20 protein-coding genes are annotated in these 25019 nt (G+C 67.1%); 14 read left to right on the top strand and 6 right to left on the bottom strand.

The genetic code is table 11. The annotated features are described in order from the left end of the window. Positions 1-40 precede the first annotated feature (40 nt). Positions 41-1507: an adenosylhomocysteinase gene (gene ahcY, locus IDF66_RS03820; protein WP_164308758.1), complete on the top strand. Its 1467-nt coding sequence runs from the start codon at positions 41-43 to the stop codon at positions 1505-1507. Positions 1508-1651: 144 nt separating this feature from the next. On the opposite strand, the gene IDF66_RS03815 is transcribed toward ahcY, so the two are convergent. Next, the gene (locus IDF66_RS03815; RefSeq protein ID WP_190265780.1) at positions 1652-2551 is read right to left on the bottom strand and encodes an Rv0361 family membrane protein; all 900 of its coding nucleotides are present in this window, start codon (positions 2549-2551) and stop codon (positions 1652-1654) included. 80 nt (positions 2552-2631) lie between these two features. Next, on the bottom strand, positions 2632-3267 hold the full coding sequence (locus tag IDF66_RS03810) for a dTMP kinase (protein WP_190265779.1): 636 nt from the start codon (positions 3265-3267) through the stop codon (positions 2632-2634). Positions 3268-3373: 106 nt separating this feature from the next. Here IDF66_RS03810 and mtrA point away from each other — a divergent pair, with 106 nt between their 5' ends. The 3 genes from mtrA to lpqB are packed head-to-tail and all read left to right on the top strand — an operon-like array spanning position 3374 to position 7552. Continuing rightward, positions 3374-4051 carry an MtrAB system response regulator MtrA gene (mtrA, locus tag IDF66_RS03805; RefSeq protein ID WP_004023513.1) on the top strand — a complete coding sequence of 226 codons (678 nt, stop codon included), beginning with the start codon at positions 3374-3376 and terminating at the stop codon, positions 4049-4051. Further along, positions 4048-5790 carry an MtrAB system histidine kinase MtrB gene (mtrB, locus tag IDF66_RS03800; protein WP_317628578.1) on the top strand — a complete coding sequence of 581 codons (1743 nt, stop codon included), beginning with the start codon at positions 4048-4050 and terminating at the stop codon, positions 5788-5790. The genes mtrA and mtrB overlap by 4 nt, the downstream gene beginning before the upstream one ends. A 49-nt stretch (positions 5791-5839) precedes the next feature. Next, entirely contained in the window at positions 5840-7552 is a 1713-nt protein-coding gene (gene lpqB / locus IDF66_RS03795) for an MtrAB system accessory lipoprotein LpqB (RefSeq protein WP_317628615.1), read from the top strand. Between the two features lie 51 nt (positions 7553-7603). On the opposite strand, the gene IDF66_RS03790 is transcribed toward lpqB, so the two are convergent. Then, positions 7604-8299, bottom strand: coding sequence for a ComF family protein (locus IDF66_RS03790; protein ID WP_203588667.1), 696 nt, complete (start codon positions 8297-8299; stop codon positions 7604-7606). A 532-nt stretch (positions 8300-8831) separates the two neighbouring features. On the opposite strand from IDF66_RS03790, the gene hpf reads away from it, so the two are divergent. The 9 genes from hpf (at position 8832) to IDF66_RS03745 (ending at position 20771) form a co-directional block, all read left to right on the top strand. Beyond that, positions 8832-9647, top strand: a complete 816-nt coding sequence (hpf, locus tag IDF66_RS03785) for a ribosome hibernation-promoting factor, HPF/YfiA family (RefSeq protein WP_164308762.1) — start codon at positions 8832-8834, stop codon at positions 9645-9647. A gap of 167 nt (positions 9648-9814) precedes the next feature. Next, a complete protein-coding gene (secA, locus tag IDF66_RS03780; RefSeq protein ID WP_190265777.1) occupies positions 9815-12649 on the top strand; it encodes a preprotein translocase subunit SecA in 2835 nt (944 codons plus the stop codon). Between the two features lie 66 nt (positions 12650-12715). Continuing rightward, a complete protein-coding gene (locus tag IDF66_RS03775) occupies positions 12716-13264 on the top strand; it encodes an Rv3235 family protein (RefSeq protein ID WP_190265776.1) in 549 nt (182 codons plus the stop codon). A gap of 216 nt (positions 13265-13480) precedes the next feature. Next, positions 13481-14992 carry a wax ester/triacylglycerol synthase domain-containing protein gene (locus IDF66_RS03770; protein WP_190265775.1) on the top strand — a complete coding sequence of 504 codons (1512 nt, stop codon included), beginning with the start codon at positions 13481-13483 and terminating at the stop codon, positions 14990-14992. Positions 14993-15112: 120 nt separating this feature from the next. Next, on the top strand, positions 15113-15679 hold the full coding sequence (locus tag IDF66_RS03765) for a DUF6912 family protein (protein WP_164309338.1): 567 nt from the start codon (positions 15113-15115) through the stop codon (positions 15677-15679). 113 nt (positions 15680-15792) lie between these two features. Continuing rightward, complete coding sequence (locus IDF66_RS03760) at positions 15793-16917, top strand: ferredoxin reductase (protein WP_190265774.1); 1125 nt, start codon at positions 15793-15795, stop codon at positions 16915-16917. A gap of 54 nt (positions 16918-16971) precedes the next feature. Then, positions 16972-18063, top strand: coding sequence for a GNAT family N-acetyltransferase (locus IDF66_RS03755; protein ID WP_203588666.1), 1092 nt, complete (start codon positions 16972-16974; stop codon positions 18061-18063). 121 nt (positions 18064-18184) lie between these two features. Further along, the gene (locus tag IDF66_RS03750; RefSeq protein WP_190265773.1) at positions 18185-19504 is read left to right on the top strand and encodes a fatty acid desaturase family protein; all 1320 of its coding nucleotides are present in this window, start codon (positions 18185-18187) and stop codon (positions 19502-19504) included. 67 nt (positions 19505-19571) lie between these two features. Further along, positions 19572-20771, top strand: a complete 1200-nt coding sequence (locus IDF66_RS03745) for a fatty acid desaturase family protein (RefSeq protein ID WP_190265772.1) — start codon at positions 19572-19574, stop codon at positions 20769-20771. A 105-nt stretch (positions 20772-20876) separates the two neighbouring features. Here the strand turns inward: IDF66_RS03745 and IDF66_RS03740 are convergent, their stop codons facing one another. After that, positions 20877-22148 carry an MFS transporter gene (locus IDF66_RS03740; RefSeq protein ID WP_190265771.1) on the bottom strand — a complete coding sequence of 424 codons (1272 nt, stop codon included), beginning with the start codon at positions 22146-22148 and terminating at the stop codon, positions 20877-20879. A gap of 81 nt (positions 22149-22229) precedes the next feature. Between IDF66_RS03740 and IDF66_RS03735 the strand changes: the two genes are divergently transcribed. After that, on the top strand, positions 22230-23129 hold the full coding sequence (locus IDF66_RS03735) for a LysR family transcriptional regulator (protein WP_190265770.1): 900 nt from the start codon (positions 22230-22232) through the stop codon (positions 23127-23129). Here the strand turns inward: IDF66_RS03735 and IDF66_RS03730 are convergent. Together IDF66_RS03730 and IDF66_RS03725 are read right to left on the bottom strand one after the other, a co-directional pair. Next, positions 23110-23883, bottom strand: a complete 774-nt coding sequence (locus IDF66_RS03730) for a TIM barrel protein (protein WP_190265769.1) — start codon at positions 23881-23883, stop codon at positions 23110-23112. The genes IDF66_RS03735 and IDF66_RS03730 overlap by 20 nt on opposite strands. Then, complete coding sequence (locus IDF66_RS03725; protein WP_190265768.1) at positions 23883-24947, bottom strand: Gfo/Idh/MocA family oxidoreductase; 1065 nt, start codon at positions 24945-24947, stop codon at positions 23883-23885. The genes IDF66_RS03730 and IDF66_RS03725 overlap by 1 nt, the downstream gene beginning before the upstream one ends. Positions 24948-25019 lie beyond the last annotated feature (72 nt).

Raw genomic sequence — 25019 nt, 5'->3', positions numbered from 1 at the left:
TGCACGAGCAGTGCCCGACAGCGAACGACAAGGGGATCACATGACGACTGCGCAGGCATTGCACGCCGACAGCCGCAACGGGATCGACTTCAAGGTGGCCGACCTGTCCCTCGCGGACTTCGGCCGCAAGGAGATCGAGCTCGCCGAACACGAGATGCCGGGCCTGATGTCGCTGCGGCGTGAGAATGCGGACGTGCTGCCGCTCAAGGGCGCCCGCATCTCGGGCTCGCTGCACATGACGGTCCAGACCGCCGTGCTCATCGAGACCCTGGTCGCCCTCGGCGCAGAGGTGCGGTGGGCGTCGTGCAACATCTTCTCGACGCAGGATCATGCGGCGGCGGCGATCGTCGTCGGGCCCCACGGCACACCGGATGAGCCGAAGGGCGTGCCGGTCTTCGCGTGGAAGGGCGAGACCCTCGAGGAGTACTGGTGGGCAGCCGAGCAGATGCTCACCTGGCCCGATCAGCCGGCGAACATGATCCTCGACGACGGCGGCGACGCCACCATGCTCGTGCTGCGCGGCGCTGAGTTCGAGAAGGCAGGCCTCGTGCCGCCCGCCGATGACGATCATTCGGCCGAGTACAAGGTCTTCCTGGAACTCCTGCGCACGAGCTTCGAGGCCGACAAGTCCAAGTGGTCGACCATCGCCGAGTCGGTCCAGGGCGTCACCGAGGAGACCACCACCGGTGTCCTGCGCCTGTACCAGTTCGCGGCGGCAGGCGAGCTCACCTTCCCGGCCATCAACGTCAACGATTCGGTCACCAAGTCGAAGTTCGACAACAAGTACGGCACCCGCCACTCCCTGATCGACGGGATCAACCGCGGCACCGACGTTCTCATCGGTGGCAAGAAGGTCCTCATCTGTGGATATGGCGACGTCGGCAAGGGCTGCGCAGAGTCGCTGGCCGGGCAGGGTGCCCGGGTCCAGGTCACCGAGATCGACCCGATCAACGCGCTGCAGGCGCTGATGGACGGATTCGACGTGGTCACCGTCGAGGAGGCGATCGGCAACGCGGACATCGTCATCACGTCCACGGGCAACCTCGGCATCATCACTCTCGAGCACATGCGGGCGATGAAGAACCAGGCGATCCTCGGCAACATCGGCCACTTCGACAACGAGATCGACATGGCCGGACTGGAAGGCTCCGGAGCCAAGCGGATCATCGTCAAGCCGCAGGTCGATCAGTGGATCTTCGAGAACGGCAAGTCGATCATCGTGCTGTCCGAGGGGCGACTGCTGAACCTGGGCAACGCAACCGGGCATCCGTCGTTCGTGATGAGCAACAGCTTCTCGAATCAGGTGATCGCCCAGATCGAGCTGTGGACCAAGAAGGACGAGTACGACAACGAGGTCTACCGGCTGCCCAAGCATCTGGACGAGAAGGTCGCGCGCATCCACGTCGAGGCGCTCGGTGGCACTCTCACCAAGTTGACGAAGGAACAGGCCGAGTACATCAACGTCGATGTCGAAGGGCCGTACAAGCCTGAGCACTACCGCTACTGACAGCCGCAACCCGACAGCACCCAGGTTCCCTTCGGACCCGGGTGCTGTCGGCGTATCTGTGGTTGCCCGCGGCATGAAACGTGTTGCCCCGGGCACGAAACGTGTTGCCCTCGACGCGAAGTCGGTTGCTATCGACGGAGGGGGCTACGTCCCGATATCGGGTTCGGCGCCGGGGCACACGAACCAGGTGCCGTTCTCGCGGGTGAAGCTCTCGGCATTCTGCTTGGGTGTCGACCGCTGGTTCCCGAGTTCGAGATGTGTGCTCACCGTCGACTCGGCGGAGTCGCCGGTCACGGTGACCGCAGACAACTCGTCGAGGACGACATTGCCGGTGAGGTCGAGGGGGTGCGTGACCTGCGGGCGCACCACGCTGCACACCGACGCCTGAATCCGTCCGACGTCGCGTGAGTTGACCGCGTCGACAAAGTTCTGCATCGCCGACCGGATGGCGGTGATCTCGGCCTGGTTGGCGGCGGTCCCGCCGGAGCCCGGCGAGCCCGTTCGCGGCTGGCCGTCGGTCGCTGTCGGTGTGTTGACGGCGACGTCGTTGTCGTTCGAGTCGACCGAACGGACTGCGGCGGTGACGAACAGCGCGGCCGCCGCGACCACCACGAGCATGCCGACGACGGCGGCGGCGATGATCGCACCGGTGTGCTGTCGGCGGCGGGGTGGTGGGAACGGCATCCCCGGCATCGGGCCGGGCGCATAGGGGCCCGGTGGATATCCGCCGGGTGGAAAGCTGCCGGGCGTGAACTGTGGATACCCGGACGGGCCGGATGGTGGTGGAAGTGGCACTCCCGCCGGTGGACCGGGAACGGCCGCATGCATCGGGTGGCCGCCGGTGGGCATCCCGTGCTGCGGGGGTGGCATGAACGTACCCGGTTGCGAGGTACCGGTCGGAGGCTGTCCGTGCCGGGGTGCATGGAAATCGCCGGTGGCCGGACCGTTCTGCTCAGCCGCGCCGACCTCGGACCACGGTGGACCGTTCGTACCCGGGTCGGGACCTTGGTGAGCCCCTCCGCCTTGCGCTGGCTGGTGGGTCATGCGGCGTCCTTAATACGGCGTCCTCCATACGGGTGGGGTCAATTCAGGCTAGCGAAAACCCCGGTGATCGGCACGGATCCTCATTCGGCCGACAGACGGCGGACGAGCTCCTCGACGTCACCGTCGGTCGTCGCCACCCAGGGTGACATCCATTGCGCATGGGCCAGTTGCCGGTACACCGAATCGACGCGGACCTGCAGGTCGCGGTCGCGCTCGTAGAGATCTTGCGGCCGAGTGGAATCGGTGGCTGCTCGATGGGCCGCGCGATCCATCGCGACCTCGGGCGGTACCCCGAGCAGCACATGGCGATCGGGTACCGGGAGCCCGAAACGATCGAACTCGAGATCGGTCACCCAGCTGACCATCTCCCCGTCGGCGTCCTGATCGAGTCGAGCCGCGTTGTAGGCGGCGTTCGATGCGACGTAACGGTCGAGCACCACGATGTCGTGCTCGCCGAGCGCCTTCCGGATCTCGTCGGCGGCACCCGCGCGGTCGAGCGCGAACATCAGGGCCATGGCATAGACGCTGTCGCGCAGATCGCCGTGGCGTCCGTGCAAGGCCTCGGCGGCCAGATCGGCGGTGACGGACGCACCGTATCGGGGAAACGTCAACGTCCAGACGCGCAATCCGTTGTCGCGCCACCGGTCGACCAACGCGGTCACCAGTGTGTTCTTGCCCGCGCCGTCGAGACCCTCGACCGCAATCAGTTGACCCACGATGGCGATGGTATCGACCGGGCGCCGCGGTCTCCCGCCAGGCCGTCGCGGCGGGTTCGGCGCGTCATCTCCGCGGTTGGGTCACGAAAGTGTCACCATTGGGAACATGAAGCCTCGCATCCTCGTCGTCGACGACGACGCCGCTCTCGCCGAGATGCTGACCATCGTGCTGCGGGGTGAAGGTTTCGAACCGTTCGTGGTCGGCGACGGGACGCAGGCGCTGACCGCGGTGCGCGAGATCCGGCCGGACCTCGTCCTCCTCGACCTCATGCTCCCCGGCATGAACGGCATCGACGTGTGCCGCGTGTTGCGCGCCGACTCCGGGGTGCCCATCGTGATGCTCACGGCGAAGTCGGACACCGTCGACGTGGTCCTCGGCCTGGAGTCGGGCGCCGACGATTACATGGTCAAGCCGTTCAAGCCGAAGGAACTCGTCGCCCGGGTCCGGGCACGCCTGCGTCGCACCGACGAGGAGCCCGCCGAGCTGCTGTCGATCGGTCCGGTGGAGATAGACGTGCCCGCGCACAAGGTCACCCGCGATGGGGTGCCCATCTCGTTGACCCCGCTGGAGTTCGATCTGCTGGTCGCCCTGGCCCGCAAGCCGCGGCAGGTCTTCACCCGTGACGTCCTGCTGGAACAGGTGTGGGGTTATCGCCATCCGGCGGACACTAGACTGGTCAACGTGCATGTCCAGCGTCTGCGAGCGAAGGTCGAGACCGACCCGGAGAATCCCGAAGTGGTCCTGACGGTGAGGGGGGTCGGCTACAAGGCCGGCCCGCCGTGATCGGGAGACCTCGCCGCCGCGTCAACAGCACCTTCGGGCGCATCACCCGCATCGCGAGCAGTGCCGGTCGAGCCTTCGGCAGAATCTGGCGACGATCGCTGCAGCTCCGCGTGGTGGTGTCCACGTTGGTGCTGTCTTTCGTCGTGATCCTGATCCTCGTCTTCGTGTTGATCAGCCAGATCACCGATCGTCTGCTGGACGTCAAGCTGACCGCGGCCACCGAGGAGGTGGAACGGGCGCGCGTCTCGGTCGAACGGGACCTCGGCGGCAGCAACGGCAACACCTCGGTCCAGAACCGGCTCCGGCAGACCAGGTCGCTGCTCACCGACCGCGATGTGGACGCCACCGACAGCTCCGGCAGCGTCGGAACCTTCGACACGGTGCTGTTGGTGCCCGGCACCGATGACGACGGTGGCGACAGCGGGGTCGGACCGGCCACGGAGATCCCGGACAACCTGCGCGACATGGTCCAGGGCGGCCAGGTCGCCTATCAGTACACCTCGATCCCGACGTCGTCGGGGGGCACCGAGCCGGCACTCGTCGTGGGCACCCCGACCAATGCGTCCGTACCCGGCCTGGAGCTGTATCTGGTGTTCCCGCTCACCAGCGAGCAGAACACGGTCGACCTCGTCCGCGGCACACTCCTGACCGGCGCCGTGGTCCTGCTCGGGTTGCTGGCCGCCATCGCCTGGCTGGTCTCGCGCCAGGTGGTGCAGCCCGTGCGGTCCGCGTCGCGGATCGCGGTGCGCTTCGCCGACGGCCGGCTCAAGGAACGAATGCCGGTGCGGGGCGAGGACGACATGGCGCGACTTGCCATGTCGTTCAACGACATGGCCGAGAGCCTCTCCAAGCAGATCACGCATCTCGAGGAGTTCGGTGGACTGCAGCGGCAGTTCACCTCCGACGTGAGTCACGAGCTGCGGACGCCGCTCACGACGGTCCGGATGGCCTCGGACGTGCTGTACGAGGGCCGCGACGAACTGGACCCGGTGCGCAAACGCTCGGTCGAACTGCTCGACAAGGAGCTCGATCGCTTCGAGACGTTGCTGAACGAGCTCCTGGAGATCTCCCGGCACGATGCGGGCATGGCGGAACTGGCTGCCGAACGGATGGACATGGCGATTCCGATCGACGGCGCCCTCGCCACCGTCAGCCATCTCGCCGAGGAGACCGGCACCGAGCTCGTCCTCGATCTGCCTGCCGAGCCGGTGATCGCCGAGATCGACCCCCGGCGCGTGGAGAGGATCTTGCGCAACCTGCTCGCGAACGCGATCGACCACGGTGAGCGCAACCCGGTCACGCTGACCATGCGGTCGGACGGCGACGCCGTCGCGGTGACCGTGCGCGACCACGGCATCGGCTTGCGTCCAGGTGAAGAGAAGCTCGTGTTCAACCGGTTCTGGCGATCCGATCCGTCGCGCTTCCGGCGCTCGGGCGGCACCGGGCTGGGACTGGCGATCAGCATCGAGGACGCCCGGTTGCACCAGGGACGCCTCGAGGCGTGGGGAGAGCCCGGCAAGGGCGCCAGCTTCCGCCTGACCCTTCCGCTGGTGCGGGGGCACAAACTACTCGGCAGCCCGTTGCCGCTCAAACCGGTCGGCGGTGTGGGCAGGTCGGCGGCGCTCACCCGAAGCACATCGAAGAGCACCGCGGTCCGGAACGAAGCCGACATGGAGTACGACGACCCGTCGCCGGCCGTCGAGCACGATTCCGGGGGAGGTGGCGGTGCCACGTCCTGATCCGAACTCCGTCTTCCGGAGGTCGCGGCGTCGTCGACGGTGGCCGCTGGTGGTCGCACTGCTGACGACCTGCATCCTGAGCGCCTGCGGATCGATCCCGAACAGTTCGTCGCCACAACCGATCACCGCGTTCCAGCGCGAGGCGCCGACCAACGCCGTCCCGGTCCCGCAGTCGGACATGGATCCGGAATCACTGGTACGCGCGTACCTCAAGGCGACTGCCGATCCCGAAGAAGGTCATCGCGCGGCCCGGAAGTTCTTGACGCCGGCTGCCTCCGAGCAGTGGGACGACCGGGGCGACATGCTGGTGGTCGACGAGGTCAACGTCTTCGTCGACCAGCGCAACGAGGATGCGGTACGACTTCGCCTGATCGGCGACAACGTCGGGACGCTCAAGTCCAACGGTCAGTTGCTGCCCGCCACCGGCCGGGTGGAGACCGCACTGACGCTCGTACGTTCCGGCGATCAGTGGCGGATCGACGGCCCGCTGCCCAACGGCACGATGATCGATCGCAGTCAGTTCGATGCCACCTACCGATCCGTGAGTCTCTACTTCACCGATCGGAGCCTCGAGCGACTGGTGGCGGACCCGCGCTGGCTCTACGGCGGCAAGGCATCGGAGCCGACCGAGCTGATCAATCACCTCATCGCGGGGCAGGCCGCCGACCTCGACGGCGCCGTCGACAGCGGGTTCCCGAACGGCGCCGCGTTGCGCGGGCCGGTGTCACCGCTGTCCGGTGGCGGTGTTCGCGTCGAGCTCACCGGCATCGGTTCGGCATCCGTTCGCGATCGGACCGTCCTTGCCGCCCAGATCATCTGGACGCTCGACGGCGCCGACATCGGGGGCCCGTACGTGATCAACGCCGACGGTGGCCCGCTGATCCCGGAGCGCGCCTCGGGATGGCAGACCGCCGACGTGCAGGCCTTTGATCCGACCGCGGTGCCGTCCACCGACGTCGGACTCAACATCATCCGCTCCGGCGCCCTGCTCAAGGTCACCGACAACGGCACCGTAGCGGTGGGAGGCCCGTTGGGGACCGGGCAGGCGGTCCGATCGGCGACCATCTCGGCGGACGGGCAGCGGGTCGCCGCCGCGCTGGCCCACAGTGGCGCGGGTCCACGGCTCGACCTGGCCATCGGTCCGTACGGCGGGGCGATGGGCACGGTGGTGTCCGGGAACTCGATCACCCGTCCGTCCTTCGGGCCGGACGAGAACACGATCTGGGCGGTGATCGATGGTCGTCCGGTCCAGTGGGTGCGTGAGGAGTCCGGGGACAGCGACCGGCTGACCACCGTCGACGCGTCATCGATCGCCACGGTCGCGCGCGGGCCGATCACCGAACTGCAGGTGTCGCCCGACGGTGTTCGTGCGGCGCTGCTCGTCGGCGGGCAGGTCGTGTTCGCGGTGGTCTCGACAAACGCCGAGGGGGCGGTCTCATTGACCAGCCCCCGGATCGCGGCCTACAACGTCGGGAATCGTGCGGTCTCGCTGGACTGGGCGTCGCCGACGACATTGATGGTCGCCCGCGATGCGGTGGAGTCGCCGGTCGTGCAGCTCTCGATCAACGGCACGCCCGCGGTCGGCCTGCTCAGCGGCAATCTCTCGCCTCCGGTGCGAGCGGTCGTGGCCGATCAATCCACGGTGTACGCCGGCGATACCCGCGGAGTGCTGCGATTCGGCAGCGCGAACGGTCAGCCCGACCAGTACTGGACGGAGGTCGAGCCCGCCATGGCTCCCGACGTCATCCCGGTCCTGCCCTGATACGGCCCCGATCGGGTGAGGCGCGGTGGTGTCGCGTGGCCGCCGGGCTCGTCAGGCTCCTGCCACGACGATCACCGCGTGCAATGCCCAATCGTGGCGCGCCAGGACGCGAACCGATTCGGATGCGGTGGCGCCCGTGGTGAGGACATCATCGACGAGCAGGATCGTGCCGCGCGGTGCGGTGCGCGTCCTGCGCAGCGTGATCGAGCCAGAGAGGTTGCGGACTCGGTGACGGGCGTCGAGCCCGGCCGAATCGCGTGCCCGCGCGGTGGTGACGAGAAGCTCCGAGACGCGTACACGTGCGCCGAGTCGGGTCGCCGCCACACGTGCGAACGCGGTGACCGGGTCGCCACCGCGACGTCGCGCCGAGGAACGCCGTGTGGGTGCCGGGATCAGGGTGAGGTCGTGGGTGTCCGGGAGCTCGCCCCAGCGCGCGAGGGTCGCGATGCCGCGTGCCAACGCGGTGCCCACCGGCACCGTGAGGTCACGCCTGCCCTGTTCCTTCATCGCGATCAGCGCCGCACGATAGGGGCCGCGATAGCGACCCAATGCCCACGTGTCCACGCCGACGTCCACGCGCGGACTCAACGCGACCGGGTCGTCGGAGAGCGTGGCGGCACAGCCGGAACACCATCGGACGCCGGGGGTCGAGCAGCCTCCGCATTCCAGTGGGACGACGAGATCGGAGCCGGATCGGACAATCTCGGCGATGGTCACCGCGGGTCGGCTGCGGCGGCTGACGGACACGGCTCGAGGGTGCCACGCACACGGCCCTCGAACGCGCCGCCGGGGGCCGGGTCTGGCCTCCTGTGGACAATCCCGCATCTGTGCACAACCGTTCCGGCCGCCGACATGCCGTACACGCCGATCCGGACTTCGGGCCCGACCTCGACGGACATCGCTCATGTTGCGTGGAAACGTGGCCAGTAGGCGAACTTCGGGCTACCGTCGAAGGCACAGAAGGTAGCCGCCGCTTTTCGCGAGGAGGTGAGGCCCCTGCTCCTGAGTGTCAGCCGTCGGCTGGCATGGCCACGATTCCTATCCGACGACAAAGTCTCAGCGCGACAACAGATTCGACGTGCGCGCTGTCGGCCCAGACAGTTCTTGCGCCCCGGGACGCCGCGGCCATCCCGCAGGCACGCTCGAGAACTGGCGGTCGACGGGCGTGACGGTCCCACCAGCGGCACCATGCCGCCACTACCACGGGTGGTCGAGATCGGGTCGCGTCGATGAGCTTCCGCGTGGTCGGCCGGGAACCATCAAGAGGAGGAAGTTGTATATGTCAACAGTCATCCACCGCAAAGGCCATCGCGAATCCAAGATCGGTGACGCCCGGCCGCCCGAGAACGACTCCGAACACGACGCCTCGCCCGATTCCTCATCCCTCGACGACCAGGCATTCGATCCCAGTTTCGCCTTCGTCCGACCACCCGGCACCGTCGATGCCGACGAACCTGCCGAACCCAATGCCAAGGTCGCCATGAGCGGCCGCAACGTCGACATCCCCGATCATTACCGTGTCTATGTCGGCGACAAGCTCGCCCGACTCGAGCGGTTCGACCCCTCCATCTTCCGTTTCGACGTCGAGTTGAATCACGAACGCAACCGCAGGCAGTCCAAGGTGTGTCAGCAAGTCGAGATCACGGCTATCGGCAAGGGCCCCAAGGCCCGCGCGCAGGCGTGCGGCGAGAACTTCTACGCCGCGCTCGAGGGCGCACTCGACAAGCTCGAGTCGCGCCTGCGGCGGGTGAAGGACCGTCGTCGCGTCTCCTATGGCAATCGGCGACCGCTCTCGGTCGCCGAGGCGACCGAGGTCGGTGCGCCGCTGCTGCGCGACAACCAGCTCAGCGCGCAACCCGACGCCGGGTCCGGCGATACCGCCGACTCCTGGGACGACGGCGTGGAGTATCACGACCCGGGCCAGGTGGTGCGCGTCAAGGAACACGAGGCGATCCCGATGTCGGTCGACGACGCCCTCTACGAGATGGAACTCGTCGGCCACGACTTCTTCCTGTTCCACGACAAGGAGAGCGACAAGCCTTCGGTGGTCTATCGGCGCCACGCCTTCGACTACGGATTGATCCGTCTGGCCTGAGCCGACACCCCGAGGGCCGTGGCCCTCGCCGAGGATGACGACGTACAACCTGATCGGGGCACCGATCAGGTTGTACTAAGACAAGCTGAGTACCATGGAATCCGGCCTGTGCAGGTTGCGGGCCGGATTTCGTGTGTAGTCGACAAGAGTTAGGGACTCGATCCACGGTGCTGAACAAGCTGCTACGCGTCGGCGAAGGCCGGATGGTCAAGCGACTCGGTGCGATCGCATCGCATGTCGAGAGCCTGTCCGACGAGGTCGAGGCACTGACGGACGCCGAGTTGCGCGCCAAGACCGACGAGTTCAAGGAGCGACACGCCGACGGCGCGTCCCTGGACGAGCTGCTCCCCGAGGCCTTCGCGGTCGCCCGCGAGGCCGCCTGGCGCGTGCTCGAGCAGAAGCACTTCCATGTCCAGATCATGGGTGGCGCGGCGCTGCATTACGGCAACATCGCCGAGATGAAGACCGGTGAGGGCAAGACCCTGACCTGCGTGCTGCCCGCCTATCTCAACGCGCTCTCGGGCGACGGCGTCCACGTCGTCACCGTCAACGACTACCTCGCCAAACGTGACTCCGAGTGGATGGGTCGCGTGCACCGCTTCCTCGGACTCGACACCGCGGTGATCCTCACCGGGATGAACTCCGACCAGCGTCGCGAGGCTTATGGCGCCGACATCACCTACGGCACCAACAACGAATTCGGCTTCGACTACCTGCGCGACAACATGGCGCATTCGTTGCCCGACCTGGTCCAGCGCGGCCACAACTACGCGATCGTGGACGAGGTCGACTCGATCCTCATCGATGAGGCGCGCACGCCGCTGATCATCTCGGGGCCCGCCGAGGGGTCGAGCAAGTGGTACACCGAGTTCGCCAGGATCGCTCCGCTGCTCGAGAAGGACGTGCACTACGAGGTCGACATCAAGAAGAAGACGATCGGTGTGCACGAGGCAGGCGTCGAGTTCGTCGAGGACCAACTCGGCATCGACAACTTGTACGAGGCCGCCAATTCGCCGTTGGTGAGTTACCTCAACAACTCGATCAAGGTCAAGGAACTCTTCTACAAGGACAAGGACTACATCGTCCGCAACGGCGAAGTCCTCATCGTCGACGAGTTCACCGGTCGCGTGCTGGACGGACGTCGGTTCAACGAAGGTCTGCACCAGGCGATCGAGGCGAAAGAACACGTCGAGATCAAGGCCGAGAACCAGACCCTGGCGACGATCACGCTCCAGAACTACTTCCGCATGTACGACAAGCTTGCCGGGATGACGGGTACGGCCGAGACCGAGGCCGCGGAGTTCGACCAGATCTACAAGCTGGGTGTGCTGCCCATCCCGACCAACAAGCCGATGGTCCGCAAGGACCAGGTCGACCTCATCTACAAGACCGAAGAGGCCAAGTTCGACGCCGTCGTCGACGACATCACCGAGAGCCACGAGAAGGGCCAGCCGGTCCTCATCGGTACCACCAGCGTCGAGCGGTCGGAATACCTGTCGCGCCAGCTCACCAAGCGTGGCATCCCGCACAACGTGCTGAACGCGAAGTTCCACGAGCAAGAGGCGCAGATCATCGCCGAGGCGGGTCGTACCGGTGCGGTGACGGTGGCCACCAACATGGCCGGTCGTGGTACCGACGTCGTGCTCGGCGGCAACCCGGACATCATCGCCGATGCCCGGCTGCGTAAGGCGGGACTCGACCCGGTCAACACCCCGGACCAGTACGAGCAGGCGTGGCCGGAGGCCATCGAGGTCGCCCGTGCTGCCGCAGCCGAGGAGGCCGAGGAGGTCAAGGCGGCAGGCGGTCTCTACGTTCTGGGCACCGAGCGTCACGAATCGCGCCGTATCGACAACCAGTTGCGCGGACGTTCGGGTCGCCAGGGCGACCCGGGCGAATCCCGGTTCTACCTCTCACTCGGTGACGAGCTGATGCGGCGGTTCAATGGTGCGGCGCTCGAGTCGATCATGAACCGCGTGAACCTGCCCGACGACGTGCCGATCGAGGCGAAGATGGTCACCAAGGCCATCCGGAGCGCGCAGACCCAGGTCGAGCAGCAGAACTTCGAGGTCCGCAAGAACGTCCTCAAGTACGACGAGGTGATGAACGAGCAGCGCAAGGTCATCTACGGCGAGCGCCGCACCATCCTCGAGGGTGAGGATCACCGGGCCGAGGTGCAGACCATGATCGACGATGTGGTCGGCGCCTATGTGGAGGGTGCCACCGCCGATGGCTATGCCGAGGACTGGGACCTCGACGAGCTCTGGAAGGCCTTGAGCACGCTCTATCCGATCGACCTCGATCCCAAGCAGGTCGTCGGAGAGAACGAGTTCGGCGAGCGCGACGACGTCGACGCCGACGAGCTCAAAGAGGTCCTGGTGAGCGATGCGCACAAGGCCTACGAGACGCGCGAGACCGAGATCGAGGAGATCGCGGGCGACGGTGCCATGCGCCAGCTCGAGCGCACCATCCTGCTGACGGTCCTCGACCGCAAATGGCAGGACCACCTCTACGAGATGGATTACCTCCGCGAGGGCATCCACCTCCGGTCGATGGCCCAGCGCGATCCGGTCGTGGAGTACCAGCGCGAGGGCTTCGACATGTTCAGCGGAATGCTCGAGGGGCTCAAGGAGGAGACGCTGCAGTTCCTCTACAACGTCCAGGTGCAGACCGAGCAGGCGGCGCCGGCCGCTGTGCCGACACCGGCACCGGCCGTCGCGCCGGCGTTGGCGGGTGCCGGAAACGGTGCTGCGCCCCCACCGGTCGGCGGTGAGCAGGAGGCCCCGGCCGCGCTGCGTGCGGTGGGCGTCGAGCAGCCCGAGGTCCCGATGACGTATTCGGGCCCGTCCGAGGGTGGCGGAACCGAGACCCATTCCGAAGAAGAGGAACACGAGGACCCGGCGCTGGTCTCGGCGAGCCGTCGTGAGCGTCGTGCCGCTGCACGTGAGAACTCGAAGGGCAGCAGCCGCGCCAAGCCGCCGAAGTCCAAGAAGAAGCGCCGCTGACACGATGTCGTCGGATCTGTCCGATGTGACGGGGAACCGGCCGGCGCTCCGGTGCGTCCGATACTCATGGAGACGCCTCGAGTCCTGATCCGCCCGGCTCCGCCGTACGAACCACCGGTCCGGTCCGTGGAGGTCGACGGGTCCGCCGATGGGCCGACTCCGGTCCCGGCCGGCGCGCGCAGGCGGTTTGCACCCGACCGGTCGTCGGCGCAGGCCGTCGAGGCGAGAAGATTCGCGGTCGGCACCGTGACGCTGGTCCTCGAGGTGCTCGACCGCCGGCGCGGGGTCAATCAGCTCGAGGGCGTCGTCACACAGCAGTTGCTCGTGGAGCTGACGGCTCTCGCCCGCGTCCACGGCCTGGTGCGGCCGTCCGCGGGTGCAGTGGCGCAGGTCGTGGAGAACGCGGCGACCCTGCGCCGGGTCCACGTACAGATGCGTGGTCCGGGCATCGCCGAGGTGTTCGGCAGTTGTCGTCGCGGCGATCGGGTCCGCGCGTTCGCGGCGCGGATCGAACAATTGCCCTGCCGAGTCCGTGGTGCCTCGGGACACTACCGTCCCGGGTTGCCGCGGAACGTCGAATATCGTTGGCAACTGGTTGATTTCACCCTCGTCTGATGACCGCTGCGTGGTCTGGCGGGCTGTCGCACACGGGCACCCGACGGCGAGACGAGGTTCGCCCACCGCGGTCGCGTTGCGATGTCGAAGGCGGGGGCCGATACCGACCGTGCCGAGCCCACCTCGGGGCCGCGGCCGGGTCGACGCTTGTCTGCGATCGTGCGTGGACGCGGCATCCGACGGGCGAGATGTGCCGAGGCCACTAGGATCGTCCTCGTGGTGAACCGGCTCTCCGCGCATGACGCGATGTTCTACTTCCTCGACGAGTCGGGTTCCACGACGCATCTGGGAGCTCTCCTGGTGATCGACCCGAACCACACGGACAAACGGGCCGGCACGGGCGCTTCCCGAACCAGGAAGGCGCCGACGACCGGCCCGGGCGTTGCGGGCGGGGCGGGGTCAGAAGACAAGCCGCCCGCCCCGGTGCTGGACTACTCACGCCTGGTCGCGCTGGTGGAGAATCGCCTTCAGCTGGTGCCGCGCTACCGACAGATCATTCGTGAGGTGACGCTCGGCCTGGCCAGGCCGGTGTGGGTCGACGACCGCGACTTCGACATCAACTTCCACATCCGCCGCTCCGGTCTCCCTCGACCGGGCGACACCGTCCAGTTGCAGGACCTCATCGCCAGGGTCATGTCGCGGCCTCTCGATCGCACGCGGCCGCTCTGGGAGATGTACCTGATCGAAGGGCTGCCCGACGGCAAGCTCGCGATCCTCACCAAAACCCACCGGTGCATGGTCGACGCCCATGACGCCATGGAGATCAGCGAGGTGATCTGCGACGACACCCGTACGGTCGAGCCGCTGCCCGAAGATCTCTGGATGCCCGGCTCACCCCCGGGCAGCACCAGTCTCGCGCTGGGCGCCATCGCCGAGGCGCTGTCGCGGCCCGGTGATCTGGTGGATTCGCTGGTGCACAACAACTCCGTCGTCGGGGACCTCCGATCGACGGCCGAAGGCGCTCTCCGCCGGGTGGGGAGTGTGGTTCAGCAGATGACCGACTCGGCACCTGCGAGCCGGTTGAACAGTTCGACCACGTCCACCCGGACCTTCGCGGTGGCCTCGGTCCCGCGGCGTGGGTGTGCCAAGATCGCCGACCGTTACGACTGCACCGTCAACGACGTAGAGCTCGCCATCATCTCTGGCGCGATGCGCCGGTGGATGCTCTCCTACGACGAGTCGGTGGAGGCGGGTGACACCGTGCGCGTCGTCCTGCCACTGTCGGCGCGCGACCCGGCGGTGGAGCGTCGGGTCGATGCCGATGGGCGGTGGATCACCGTCGGCAAGGCGAGTTTTGTCACGGATCTGCCTGTGGGAGAGGACAATCCGGCAGTCCGGCTTGCCCAGGTCGCCGGCCTCGCCAATCGGTATTCGCAGTCGTCACGGCGTCTCTCGATGGGGCCGCGGCCGCTGCTTCCCGAGCTCGGTATGGTGCCCTTCCCCGAGTTCAGTTCACGGGCGTTCCGCAGTCTGAACCGGCGCAACTACAACGTGCCGGTGGGGATGGGGACCCTGCCGGTGGCCGCGCGCTATGTCGGCGGATGTCCGGTGGTGCAGGTGTACGCGATCCCGGCCCTCCTGGCCCAACGGGCTCTCGCGATCAGTGTCGTCGACTATCGCAACAGCCTCCAGTTCGCCTTCATCGCGGATCGCGGAGTGCTGAGCGATCTGCCGGCGATGACCGATTACGTGACGGAGGCCTATGAGGAACTCGAGGCGGCCAAGTGAGCGATTCCGGCAGACACGCAGGTCGGTGACCGGCGCCGACGCCGGACGCCGGCCTCTGCGGATAGGGTTGGCCGAGTTGTGTGAACGAGTTGTGGTGAACGGGTGAGGGGACGGGTTGCGATGCGGGTCTATCTGCCGGCGACACTGGCCATGTTGATGGAGCTCAGTGAGAGTGGGGAGTTCCGGGCCATCGGTGGGACGGGCTTCGCGCTCACCCCGGCGTTGCGTGAATCGTTCCTCGCCGGCGACGACGAAGAGCTGGCCGAGGTGGCGATGCGGGAGGCGGCGCGAGCATCGCTGCGCCTGCTCGCCGGTGAGGCGTCCGAACCCGGTGACGTCGACGGCGACGCGGATCTCGTCGAGGACGAGCGCACCGCGAAACCCGGAGACACCCCCAGGCTCCCGCCCCGCCGCGCGGTGGTCGCCGCCGACGTCGACGATGTGAGTCTGCGTCCCGATCTCGACGACGCGGTGGTCAAGATCAGTGGACCGGTGCCGCTGCGTGACATCGCGTCCGTCCACGTCGACGTCGCCGAGGCCGAGGACAAGGTCCGGGCCGCCGTCGTGGTGATCGACGCCGCCGACCTCGGTGATCAGGACGCGGAGCTGGCCGTCGGCGATGTGGAGGACTTCGACCTCGCCTGGTATGCCACGCAGGAACTCCCGTTCCTGCTCGAGTTGCTCTGATCCTGCTCGCGTCGCTCTGACCATCTGCGCGAGCTCGGCCGCGGTCGCGTAACCTACGGAAGCGTAGGTTGTCGATGCGCGGCCCCTGGGCACGCGAGTGAGGTGGTGCTCAGGTGGGTTGGCTCGAACGGTTCGAGGAACCGGTGGCCGGTGTCGCGGCTCGCACCCGTGGCACGCAGTGGGCGCGGGCGGCATTCGCCCGGATCACCACGCCGCTGTTGCCCGATGACTACCTGCATCTCGCCAATCCGCTCTGGTCGGCCCGGGAACTACGCGGAAAGGTCGTCTCGGTCACGCCGGAGACCGAGGACTCGGCCACCATCCGCATCCGCCCGGGCTGGGGGTTCTCGCTCGACTATCGGCCCGGCCAGTACGTCGGGATCGGAGTCCTGATGGAGGGGCGGTGGACCTGGCGGTCGTACTCACTGACCTCCGCGCCGGTCGGCTCGGGCGACGGCGACGACGGCAAGACGATCACGATCACCGTGAAGGCGATGCCCGAGGGCTTCCTGTCGTCGCATCTGGTGAACGGTCTGCAACCGGGCACCGTGGTCCGGTTGGCGGCGCCTGCCGGTGAGTTCGTCCTGCCGGAGCCGTTGCCGCCGAAGACCCTTTTCGTCACTGCCGGGAGCGGCATCACGCCCATCATGTCGATGCTGCGGATGGTCCGCCACCGCAGGCAGCGCGCCGACATCCGGGTGATCCACTCGACGCCGACAGCCGCGGACCTGCTGTTCGGGGACGAACTGGCGACGCTGGCTGCCGACGGTGTGGTGGATCTGCACATCCAGTACACGCGCACCGACGGCAAGGTGACGCCCGACCGACTCGCGGATCTGGTGCCGGACTGGCGCGAGCGCGAGACGTGGGCGTGCGGACCGAGTTCGTTCCTCGACGCCGTGCACCGGATGTATGCCGATGCCGGGGCGGACGACCACCTGCACATCGAGCGGTTCGCCCTCGAACGAGGAGCGGTCGGTGCCGAGGGCGGGACGGTCACCTTCGGCCGATCGGGACGAACCGCCGAGATCGACGGCGCGACAACACTGCTCGAGGCGGGCGAATCCGCAGGTGTGATGATGCCGTTCGGCTGTCGGATGGGGATCTGTCAGAGCTGCGTCGTGATGCTGGACAAAGGGTGTGTGCGCGATCTGCGGTCGGGAGCAGAGCATGTCGAGGGTGAGCGGATCCAGACGTGTATCAGCGCCGCGGCAGGGGACTGCACACTCGGCGTATGACCGGTCTGACCGGTTAGGCTGACCGCGTGAACACAGCTGTGCGGAGTGAGTCGGGTGCCCGCTGAACTCTCGTGGTCGCCCGACGTCCCGGTCCTCGGCGACGGAGTCGTCACGCTGCGTGGTCATCGATCCTCCGACCTCGGCCGGATCGTCGAGATGGCGACCGACCCCGAGATGATCCGCTGGACGCGGGTGCCCACCCCGTACGGACGGGGCGACGCGGAGCAGTTCGCGCTCGACGACATCCCGCGCGGATGGGACGAGGGAACCGGGATGGGCTGGGCCATCGACCATGGCGGTCGGTACGTCGGCAATGTCGACATCCGCGGCGCGGGTGCGATCGTCGACATCGGTTTCGCGCTCCATCCCGATGCCCGGGGCCTCGGTGTGATGCAGCGTTCGGTGCGATTGGCGGTCGATCACGCATTCGGTGTGGGCAAGCGAGCGGTGCGGTGGCAGGCGGCGGTCGGCAATCTCCCGAGTCTTCGCGTCGCACACGCATGCGGATTCACTCTCGATGCCGTCGTCCGCGACGGGCTCGAGATCGGTGACGCGATCTGTGACGCATGGGTGGCAACCTTGCGTCCAGATGATTCGCCTGCGCCGAAGACCACGTGGCACGCATCGACTTTCGACACCGAACGATTCCGCCTCCGACCGCTTGCCGAGAGAGACGACGAGCGGGTCCGGGACACCCTCGATGACCCGGTGTCGCGGAAGTACCTCTTCGAGCGTCCGGTTCCGCTCACCGTCGAGCACGCCGCTGCCGAACGCCTGCGCAAATGGTGGACGGCCGCGCGTGGTGAGACGTGTACGTGGGTGGTCGCCGACCTCGCGACCGACACCTATCTCGGCGACATCACCCTGCTCGATATCGACGCGGTGACCGGTGCCGAGGCGGGTTTCTACACACACCCGGATGCGCGGGGCGGCGGTGTCCTGGCCGAGGCATTCCCTGCCGTGGTGGATCACGCATTCGGCGTCATGGGCCTGCGCCGGTTGACGATGTTCGCCGCGATGAGCAACACGGGCTCGAAGTCGTTGGCGCAGTCGGCCGGGTTCCGTGAGTTCGGCACACAGCAGCTCGCGGCGAGTTCGGCCGGCGTCTTCGAGGACCTCATCGGGTTCGAACTGCTCCGCGACTGACTGCGAGGGTGGATTGGGTCACATTCCTCCGGTGATCTCGGGCCGGGGGTGGACATGGCGAACCAGCCAACCTACGCTTGCGTAAGTTACGGTTTGGTAGGTCGATGCGAACGGGAGCACCATGGCGATCACCGACATCCCTGAGTACGCGCACCTCACCGAGGTGGAGATCGAGGCGTTGGGCGTGGAGCTCGATGCGATCCGCGCCGACATCGAGGCCGATCGCGGTGAGCGCGACGCGCGCTATCTCCGCAACACAATCCGCTTCCAGCGCGGTCTGGAGCTGGCCGGACGGGCGCTGATCTTCGGATCGTCGAAGCGGTCGATGTGGTGGGCAGGTGCGGGCGCACTCGGCGTCGCCAAGATCGTCGAGAACATGGAGCTCGGGCACAACGTGATGCACGGGCAGTGGGATTGGATGAACGATCCCGAGGTGCACTCGACGACCTGGGAGTGGGACAACACCGGCCCGTCGGCGCACTGGAAACACACCCACAACTACATCCATCACAAGTACACGAACGTCCTCGGGATGGACGACGACGTGGGCTACGGGCTGCTGCGTGTCACGCGCGACCAGCGCTGGCGACCGTTCTATCTCGGCAACCTCTTCTTCAACACGGTCCTGGCCGCCGGCTTTGAATACGGTGTCGCCGCACAGCATCTCGAGCTGGGCAAGAAGCGCAAGACACCCGAGGCCAAGGAGCAGTTCCGCCGCGACCTCGCCGACGTCGGCAAGAAGGTCGGCAGGCAGGTCGTCAAGGACTACGCGGTCTACCCGGCTCTGGTGGCCGGGGCGACCGGCCGGAGCGTCGGCGTCGGACACGCCTTCCGGAAGGCTCTGACGGCAAACCTGATGGGCAACTTCATCCGCAACGTGTGGACCAACGCGGTCATCTTCTGCGGTCATTTCCCCGACGGCGCCGAGAAGTTCACCAAGCAGGACGTGGACAGTGAGACGCGGGGTGAGTGGTATCTGCGTCAGATGCTGGGCAGCGCGAACTTCCGCAGCGGCCCGGCGCTGGCGTTCATGAGCGGGAATCTGTCCTACCAGATCGAGCACCACATCTTCCCCGATCTGCCCAGCAACCGGCTCGCCGAGATCTCGGTGCGCGTGCGGGCGTTGTGCGAGAAGTACGACCTCCCGTACACCACTGGCTCGTTCCCGGTGCAGTACGCGAAATCGTGGCGCACCATCGCGAAGCTGTCGTTGCCGGACAAATACCTCAAGGCGACCGTCGACGATGCGCCGGAGACCGCCTCCGAGCGCCGGTTCAAGCAGGGGCTTCCCGAGGGCGCGCGGCTGATGGCCTCGGTCGATCCCGAGACCGGTCGCCGACGTGGTCTGCGTTCGGCCATCCGGACCTTGCGTCGTGGACGGCGCGCAGACGTGTCCGCCGCACGAACCGAGGTGCCCGTCCGGCAGCGTCCGGCGGCCTGACCTTGGTGATGTGTGGCGGCCGAGGTCCGTGGAACCTCCGTCCGCGGGGCGGGCATAATGGGTGCCGATGGCCATAACCGACATCAATGCCTACGCCCATCTGAGCGATGCGGACGTCGAGGCATTGGGCGCAGAACTCGACGCCCTTCGACGTGAGATCGAAGCCGACCGGGGTGTTCGTGATGTCCGCTACCTGCGTCGGACGATCTTCGCCCACCGCGCACTCGAGGTGGCCGGTCGGCTGGCGCTGTTCGGCAGTCACAAGCGTTCACTGTGGTTGCTGGGGACCGGTGCGCTCGCACTCTCCAAGATCATCGAGAACATGGAGCTCGGGCACAATGTGATGCACGGGCAATGGGATTGGATGAACGATCCCGAGGTCCACTCCACGACGTGGGAGTGGGACATGGTGTGCGCGTCGCCGCATTGGAAGCACTCGCACAACTACATCCACCACAAGTACACCAACGTGGTCGGGATGGATCACGACGTCGGGTACAAGATCCTGCGGGTGACCCGCGACGAGCCGTGGGAGCCGCGGCGCATACTCCAGCCGTTCTTCAACCTGGTCCTCGCGGCCACCTTCGAGTGGGGAATCGGTCTGCACGACCTCGAACTCAAAGAGGTCATCAACGGCACGAAGCCGAAAGATGTTGCAGTACCTCAGATCAAGGTGTTCCTCCGCAAGATCGGCAAGCAGGTCGGCAAGGATTACGTGCTGTTCCCGGTGTTGACCGGTCCGAACTTCGCGCATACCTTGACCGCGAATCTCAGCGCGAATCTGATCCGCAATCTCTGGGCGTACGTGGTGATCTTCTGCGGGCATTTCCCGGACGGCGCAGAGAAGTTCACCGTCGATTCACTCACCGACGAGACTCCCGGACAGTGGTATCTCCGTCAGATGCTCGGTACCGCCAATTTCGACGCGGGCCCGGCGACGGCCTTCCTGAGCGGCAATCTCTGTTACCAGATCGAGCACCACCTGTATCCGGATCTGCCCAGCAATCGCTACGCCGAGATGTCGGTGCGGATTCGCGCGCTGTGCGACAAGTACGACCTGCCGTACACGACCGGTTCGCTGTTCGTGCAGTACCTGCAGACCTTGCGGACCATCAACAAGCTCGCGTTGCCCGATCGGTTCCTGCGCGACACCGCCGACGACGCTCCCGAGACGGCATCGGAGCGTCGCTTCGCCGGCATGCCGAGGACCCGCGGCCTCAAGACCGCCATCGCCGATCTGCGGCGAAAGAAGCTGTCACGTAGGTGATCTCGCTGCCGATCGGTTGGGAGGCCGACGAGCCCCGCTGGTCGCGCAGTGGGCGAGCGGCAGCGGGCCGGCGTATCGAAACGGCTCCCACCGAACCGGGAACCGTCAGCCCCGAGCCGCCGCTCGCAATTCGGCATGCGCCGCTCGGCCCTGCACCGGATGCCCGCGTTCGGTCCAGGAGAAGACCGCCCACGTCGTGAGCCCGACGATCGCCGAACCCGTCCCGATCGTGCACACGAGGGGCCAGCCGCCCGCCTGGTACGCCCAGCCGCCGACCGTCGAGCCGATCACGCCGCCGGCGAAGTAGGCCACCATGTACGCCGTGGTCAACCGTGAACGAGCCCGGCCGTCAAGCGAATACACGCCTGTCTGATTGGCCAGCTGGACGCCCTGGACGCCGAAGTCGAAGACGAGCAGGGCGATCACCAGCACCACGACCTGATGTGCACCGGCCCACAGCAGGAGCCACCCGAGAATCTGCGCGCCCCACACGCCGTACTGGGTGTGGCGCAGGTAGCCCCGATCGGCCAGCTTGCCGACCACCGGCGCGACCAGCGCACCTGCCACGCCGGCAAGTCCGAACAGGCCGATCTCCGCTTCCGAGTACGAGTAGGTCGAGTCACCGGCGCCGGCCAGCAGGAAGGCGATCGCGGTCCACATGCAGCTGAAGGCCGCCATGGTGAGCCCACCGAGGAACATGCGGTGCCGCAACACGTCGTGGGTGCGCACGAGGGTCAGGATCGACCGGAGGACCTGCGGGTAGCTCTGACCCGACCCGGCAGCCTCGGGCGGCGCTTCGGGAGCGCGGAACCAGACCGCCACCGCCATCGCCACCTGCAGTCCCGCGGCGACGAACAGGATCGCCCGCCAGCCACCTACCTCGGCGACCAGCCCACTGAGGACTCGGGAGAACAGAATGCCGATGAGCAGTCCGCTCATCACATTGCCGACCACCGCGCCGCGCTCGTTCGGTGCGGCGATCGCGGCCGCCCACGGGACCACGACCTGTGCGGCCGACGCCGAGACCCCGACCGCGAACACCATCGTCAGCAGGCCGCCGTATGCGGGCATCAGGCCGGCGGCCACCAGGGCGACGCACGAGACGGCGAGGAGGCCGGTCACCAGCCGGCGGCGATTGACGAAGTCGCCGAGCGGGACGACGAGGGCAAGGCCGAGCAGATAACCGATCTGGGTCACCGCGATCAGCAGACCGGCCGTCGCGGTCGAGATCGAGAAGTCGACGCTGATCTCGTGCAAGAGCGGTTGCAGATAGTAGAGACAGCCGGCCGACGAGCCCGCAGTCACCGCGAACAGGAAGACCACGACGCGACTGAGTCGGGTCTGTGCTCGATCGGGGACAGAGAGGGTGGTGGCCATGCATACATTGTCGGGCCGTCTAGCCTTCAGGAAAAGCGATAGATTTCGATACAGACATCTCTGATCGCGATGGAGGCCGAGATGGAGTTGCGTCACCTGGAGTATTTCCTTGCCTGTTGCGACCTGGGCACGTTCACTGCTGCCGCGCGATCGCTCGACGTCGTGCAGTCTGCGGTCTCCACGGGGGTGGCCAAGATGGAGCGCGAGCTGGGGGAACGCGTCTTCGATCGCACCCCCACTGTGCTCGTGCTGACCGACACCGGTCGCGCGATCGTCGGTCCGGCGCGCGCGGCCCTGCGCGCGCGTGCCGACATCTTCGACGCGGTCGACGGAGTTCGCGGCGACATCCGCGGAGAGGTCGCAGTCGGTGCGCTCGTCAACGTCGTCTCCATCGACCTGGCCGAGGCATTCGCCGAGATCCATCGGCGCCATCCCGGGATCACGATCGCCATGCGCCAGAATCCGCGCGGCAGCTCCGGCAACATCGTCGGGGTGCGCGCAGGCACCCTCGACCTCGCATTCCTGGGGGCGTATCCGGACCTGATCCCTGGCATCGCCGTTCACCGGCTCGCGCAGGAACCGTTGGTACTGGTGTGTTCGCCCGATCACCGTCTGGCGCAGGCCGGTTCCTTCGCGACCGCCGACCTGGCCGAGGAGCGCGTCATCGACTATCCGCCCGGTTGGGGGACCCGCGCGGTCGTCGACCGCGACATCCCGGACAGGCGGACGGTGATCGAGGTGGCCGATCAGTTCTTCGGGATGAGCTTGGCGGTCAAGGGTTTCGGCGTGACACTCGTCCCGCTGGGCGTGGCACACATGCACGCAGGTGCGGCCATCGTGCCGTGTTCGGACACCGCGCTGATGTGGGACATAGCGATCGCGCACTCGTCCACCCGCACGCCGTCCCGAGCGGCCCGGGCCGTCCTCGACATCGTGCTCGAGCTGGCACGGCCGGTACGGGTCAGCCGAACGCCGTCATGAATGCGTCGACGGCGTCGTCCGGGTCGGCGCTCGCCCAGCCCTCGAGGCCGACGACGCCGGTGTAGCCGATCTCTGTGAGCGCCGTGGCGATCGCGGGGTAGTTGATCTCCCCGGTGCCCGGCTCACACCGGCCAGGAACGTCGGCAACCTGGATCTCGCCGACGAAAGGCATTGCCGTCCTGATTAATTCGATGAGGTTACCCTCACCGATCTGAGCGTGATAGAGATCGAGGTTCATCCGTAGGTGCGGGGAGTCGACGGCCCTCACCAGCGTCATGGTGTCCGACGCGGTGGCAAACGGGGTCCCCGGGTGGTCGACGCCGAGATTGAGGTTCTCGAGGGTGAAGACCCGGTCGTGACGCTCGCCGATCTCCGCGAGCCGGCGCAGGGTGTCGGCCGCGGTGAGCCACATCTCGGGCGTCACCACATCGACCGGAACCACGGGCAGGCCATCTGGGCCCAGTCCGGTGCCGTGCACGTTCAGGCTCGGGCAGTCGAGACGGGCGGCCACCGTGATCGATTCCTCTGCCGAGTCGAGGAAAGCGGAGATGCCGCCGGGATCGGTGAGATTGCCGGTCAGGTACCCGGTCATCGAGGCGAATTCGGCGCCGGTGGCGACCAGGGCGTCGATGTCCTTGGTGGACCAGTCCCAGATCTCCACCAGGAGTCCGCGATCGTGGATGGTGCGGACCCGGTCGACGAAAGGCAGGTCCAGGTAGAGCATCTCGGCGCTGGCCGCCAGTCGGTAGGTCATCAGTCGACCTCGTCGACAGTGACGGTGCGACCGGTCTCGACGCTGCGAATCGCGGCCAACGCGATCTGCAGTGCAGTCCGTGCGTCGGCCCCGCCGACCACGGCGGGCGATCCGCTGCGCACCGACTCGACGAACGCCGTGAGCTCGCCGACGTAGGCGTTGTGCAGGAGGACGGTGTCGCGCCGGGCGGTGTCGATCGCGATCCCGGCGGCTCCGTAGAACGTCATGTCGCTGGTGCGTCCGTCACCGGCGGTCGCCATACCGGCCGAGCCGAAGACCTCGCCGCGGACGTCATATCCGTACAGGGCGGAGAAGCTGGCCTCGGCGGTGGCGATGGCGCCGTTGTCGAACGCGATGGTGACGATCGCGGTGTCGAGGTGTCCGGACGCTTTCGCATCCGGACGGATCAGGGCATCGGCGAACGCGTGCACCGACGCCGGTCGGGCCCCTGGGTTGAGGAAGCACAGGGTGTCGAAATCGTGGATCAGCGTCTCGAGGAAGATCGTCCACTGCGGAACCCGGGCCGGATCCACGTGCCACGGGCCGGGATCGCGGGTCAACGAGCGCAGCAACTGCGGGGTGCCGACCCGCCCGTCGTCGACCGCCCGGCGGGCAGCCGCGAAGCCGGAGGCGAATCGCCGGTTGAAACCGACCTGCAGCACCACATCTGCGTCCGATGCCGCGGCGATCGCCCGATCGGCCTCGTCGAGGGTCACCGCCATCGGTTTCTCGCAGAAGACGTGCTTGCCGGCCGCCGCTGCGCGACAGACCAATTCGCTGTGACTCCGCGCCGGTGCGGTGATCAGCACTGCATCGACGTCAGGGGATGCGAGCACCACGTCGATGTCGGCGGTGGCGAACCCGGCGTCGACCGCCCCTGCGAGCCGCTCGGCCGCACCGTCGACCGGGTCGGCCACGGCTGCCACGACGGCACCCGGCACGTGTCGGGCGATCAGTTCGGTATGGCTGCTGCCGATGCGGCCGGCGCCGATGGTGGCGACGCGGACCGGCGTGGCGATCCCGGTGTCGGATGCGAGCGCGGTCGGGGAGGTGCTGGTGGTCATGAAGGCTCCGAGGTCTCGAGGTACTAGAACGTTCTAGTAGAACGTTCTAGGTTAGAGTAGTGCCCTGCCTCA

The organism is Gordonia hankookensis, from assembly GCF_014673215.1.
Classification (GTDB): Bacteria; Actinomycetota; Actinomycetes; order Mycobacteriales; family Mycobacteriaceae; genus Gordonia; species Gordonia hankookensis.
This window is presented reverse-complemented; position numbering and strand designations above follow the sequence as displayed.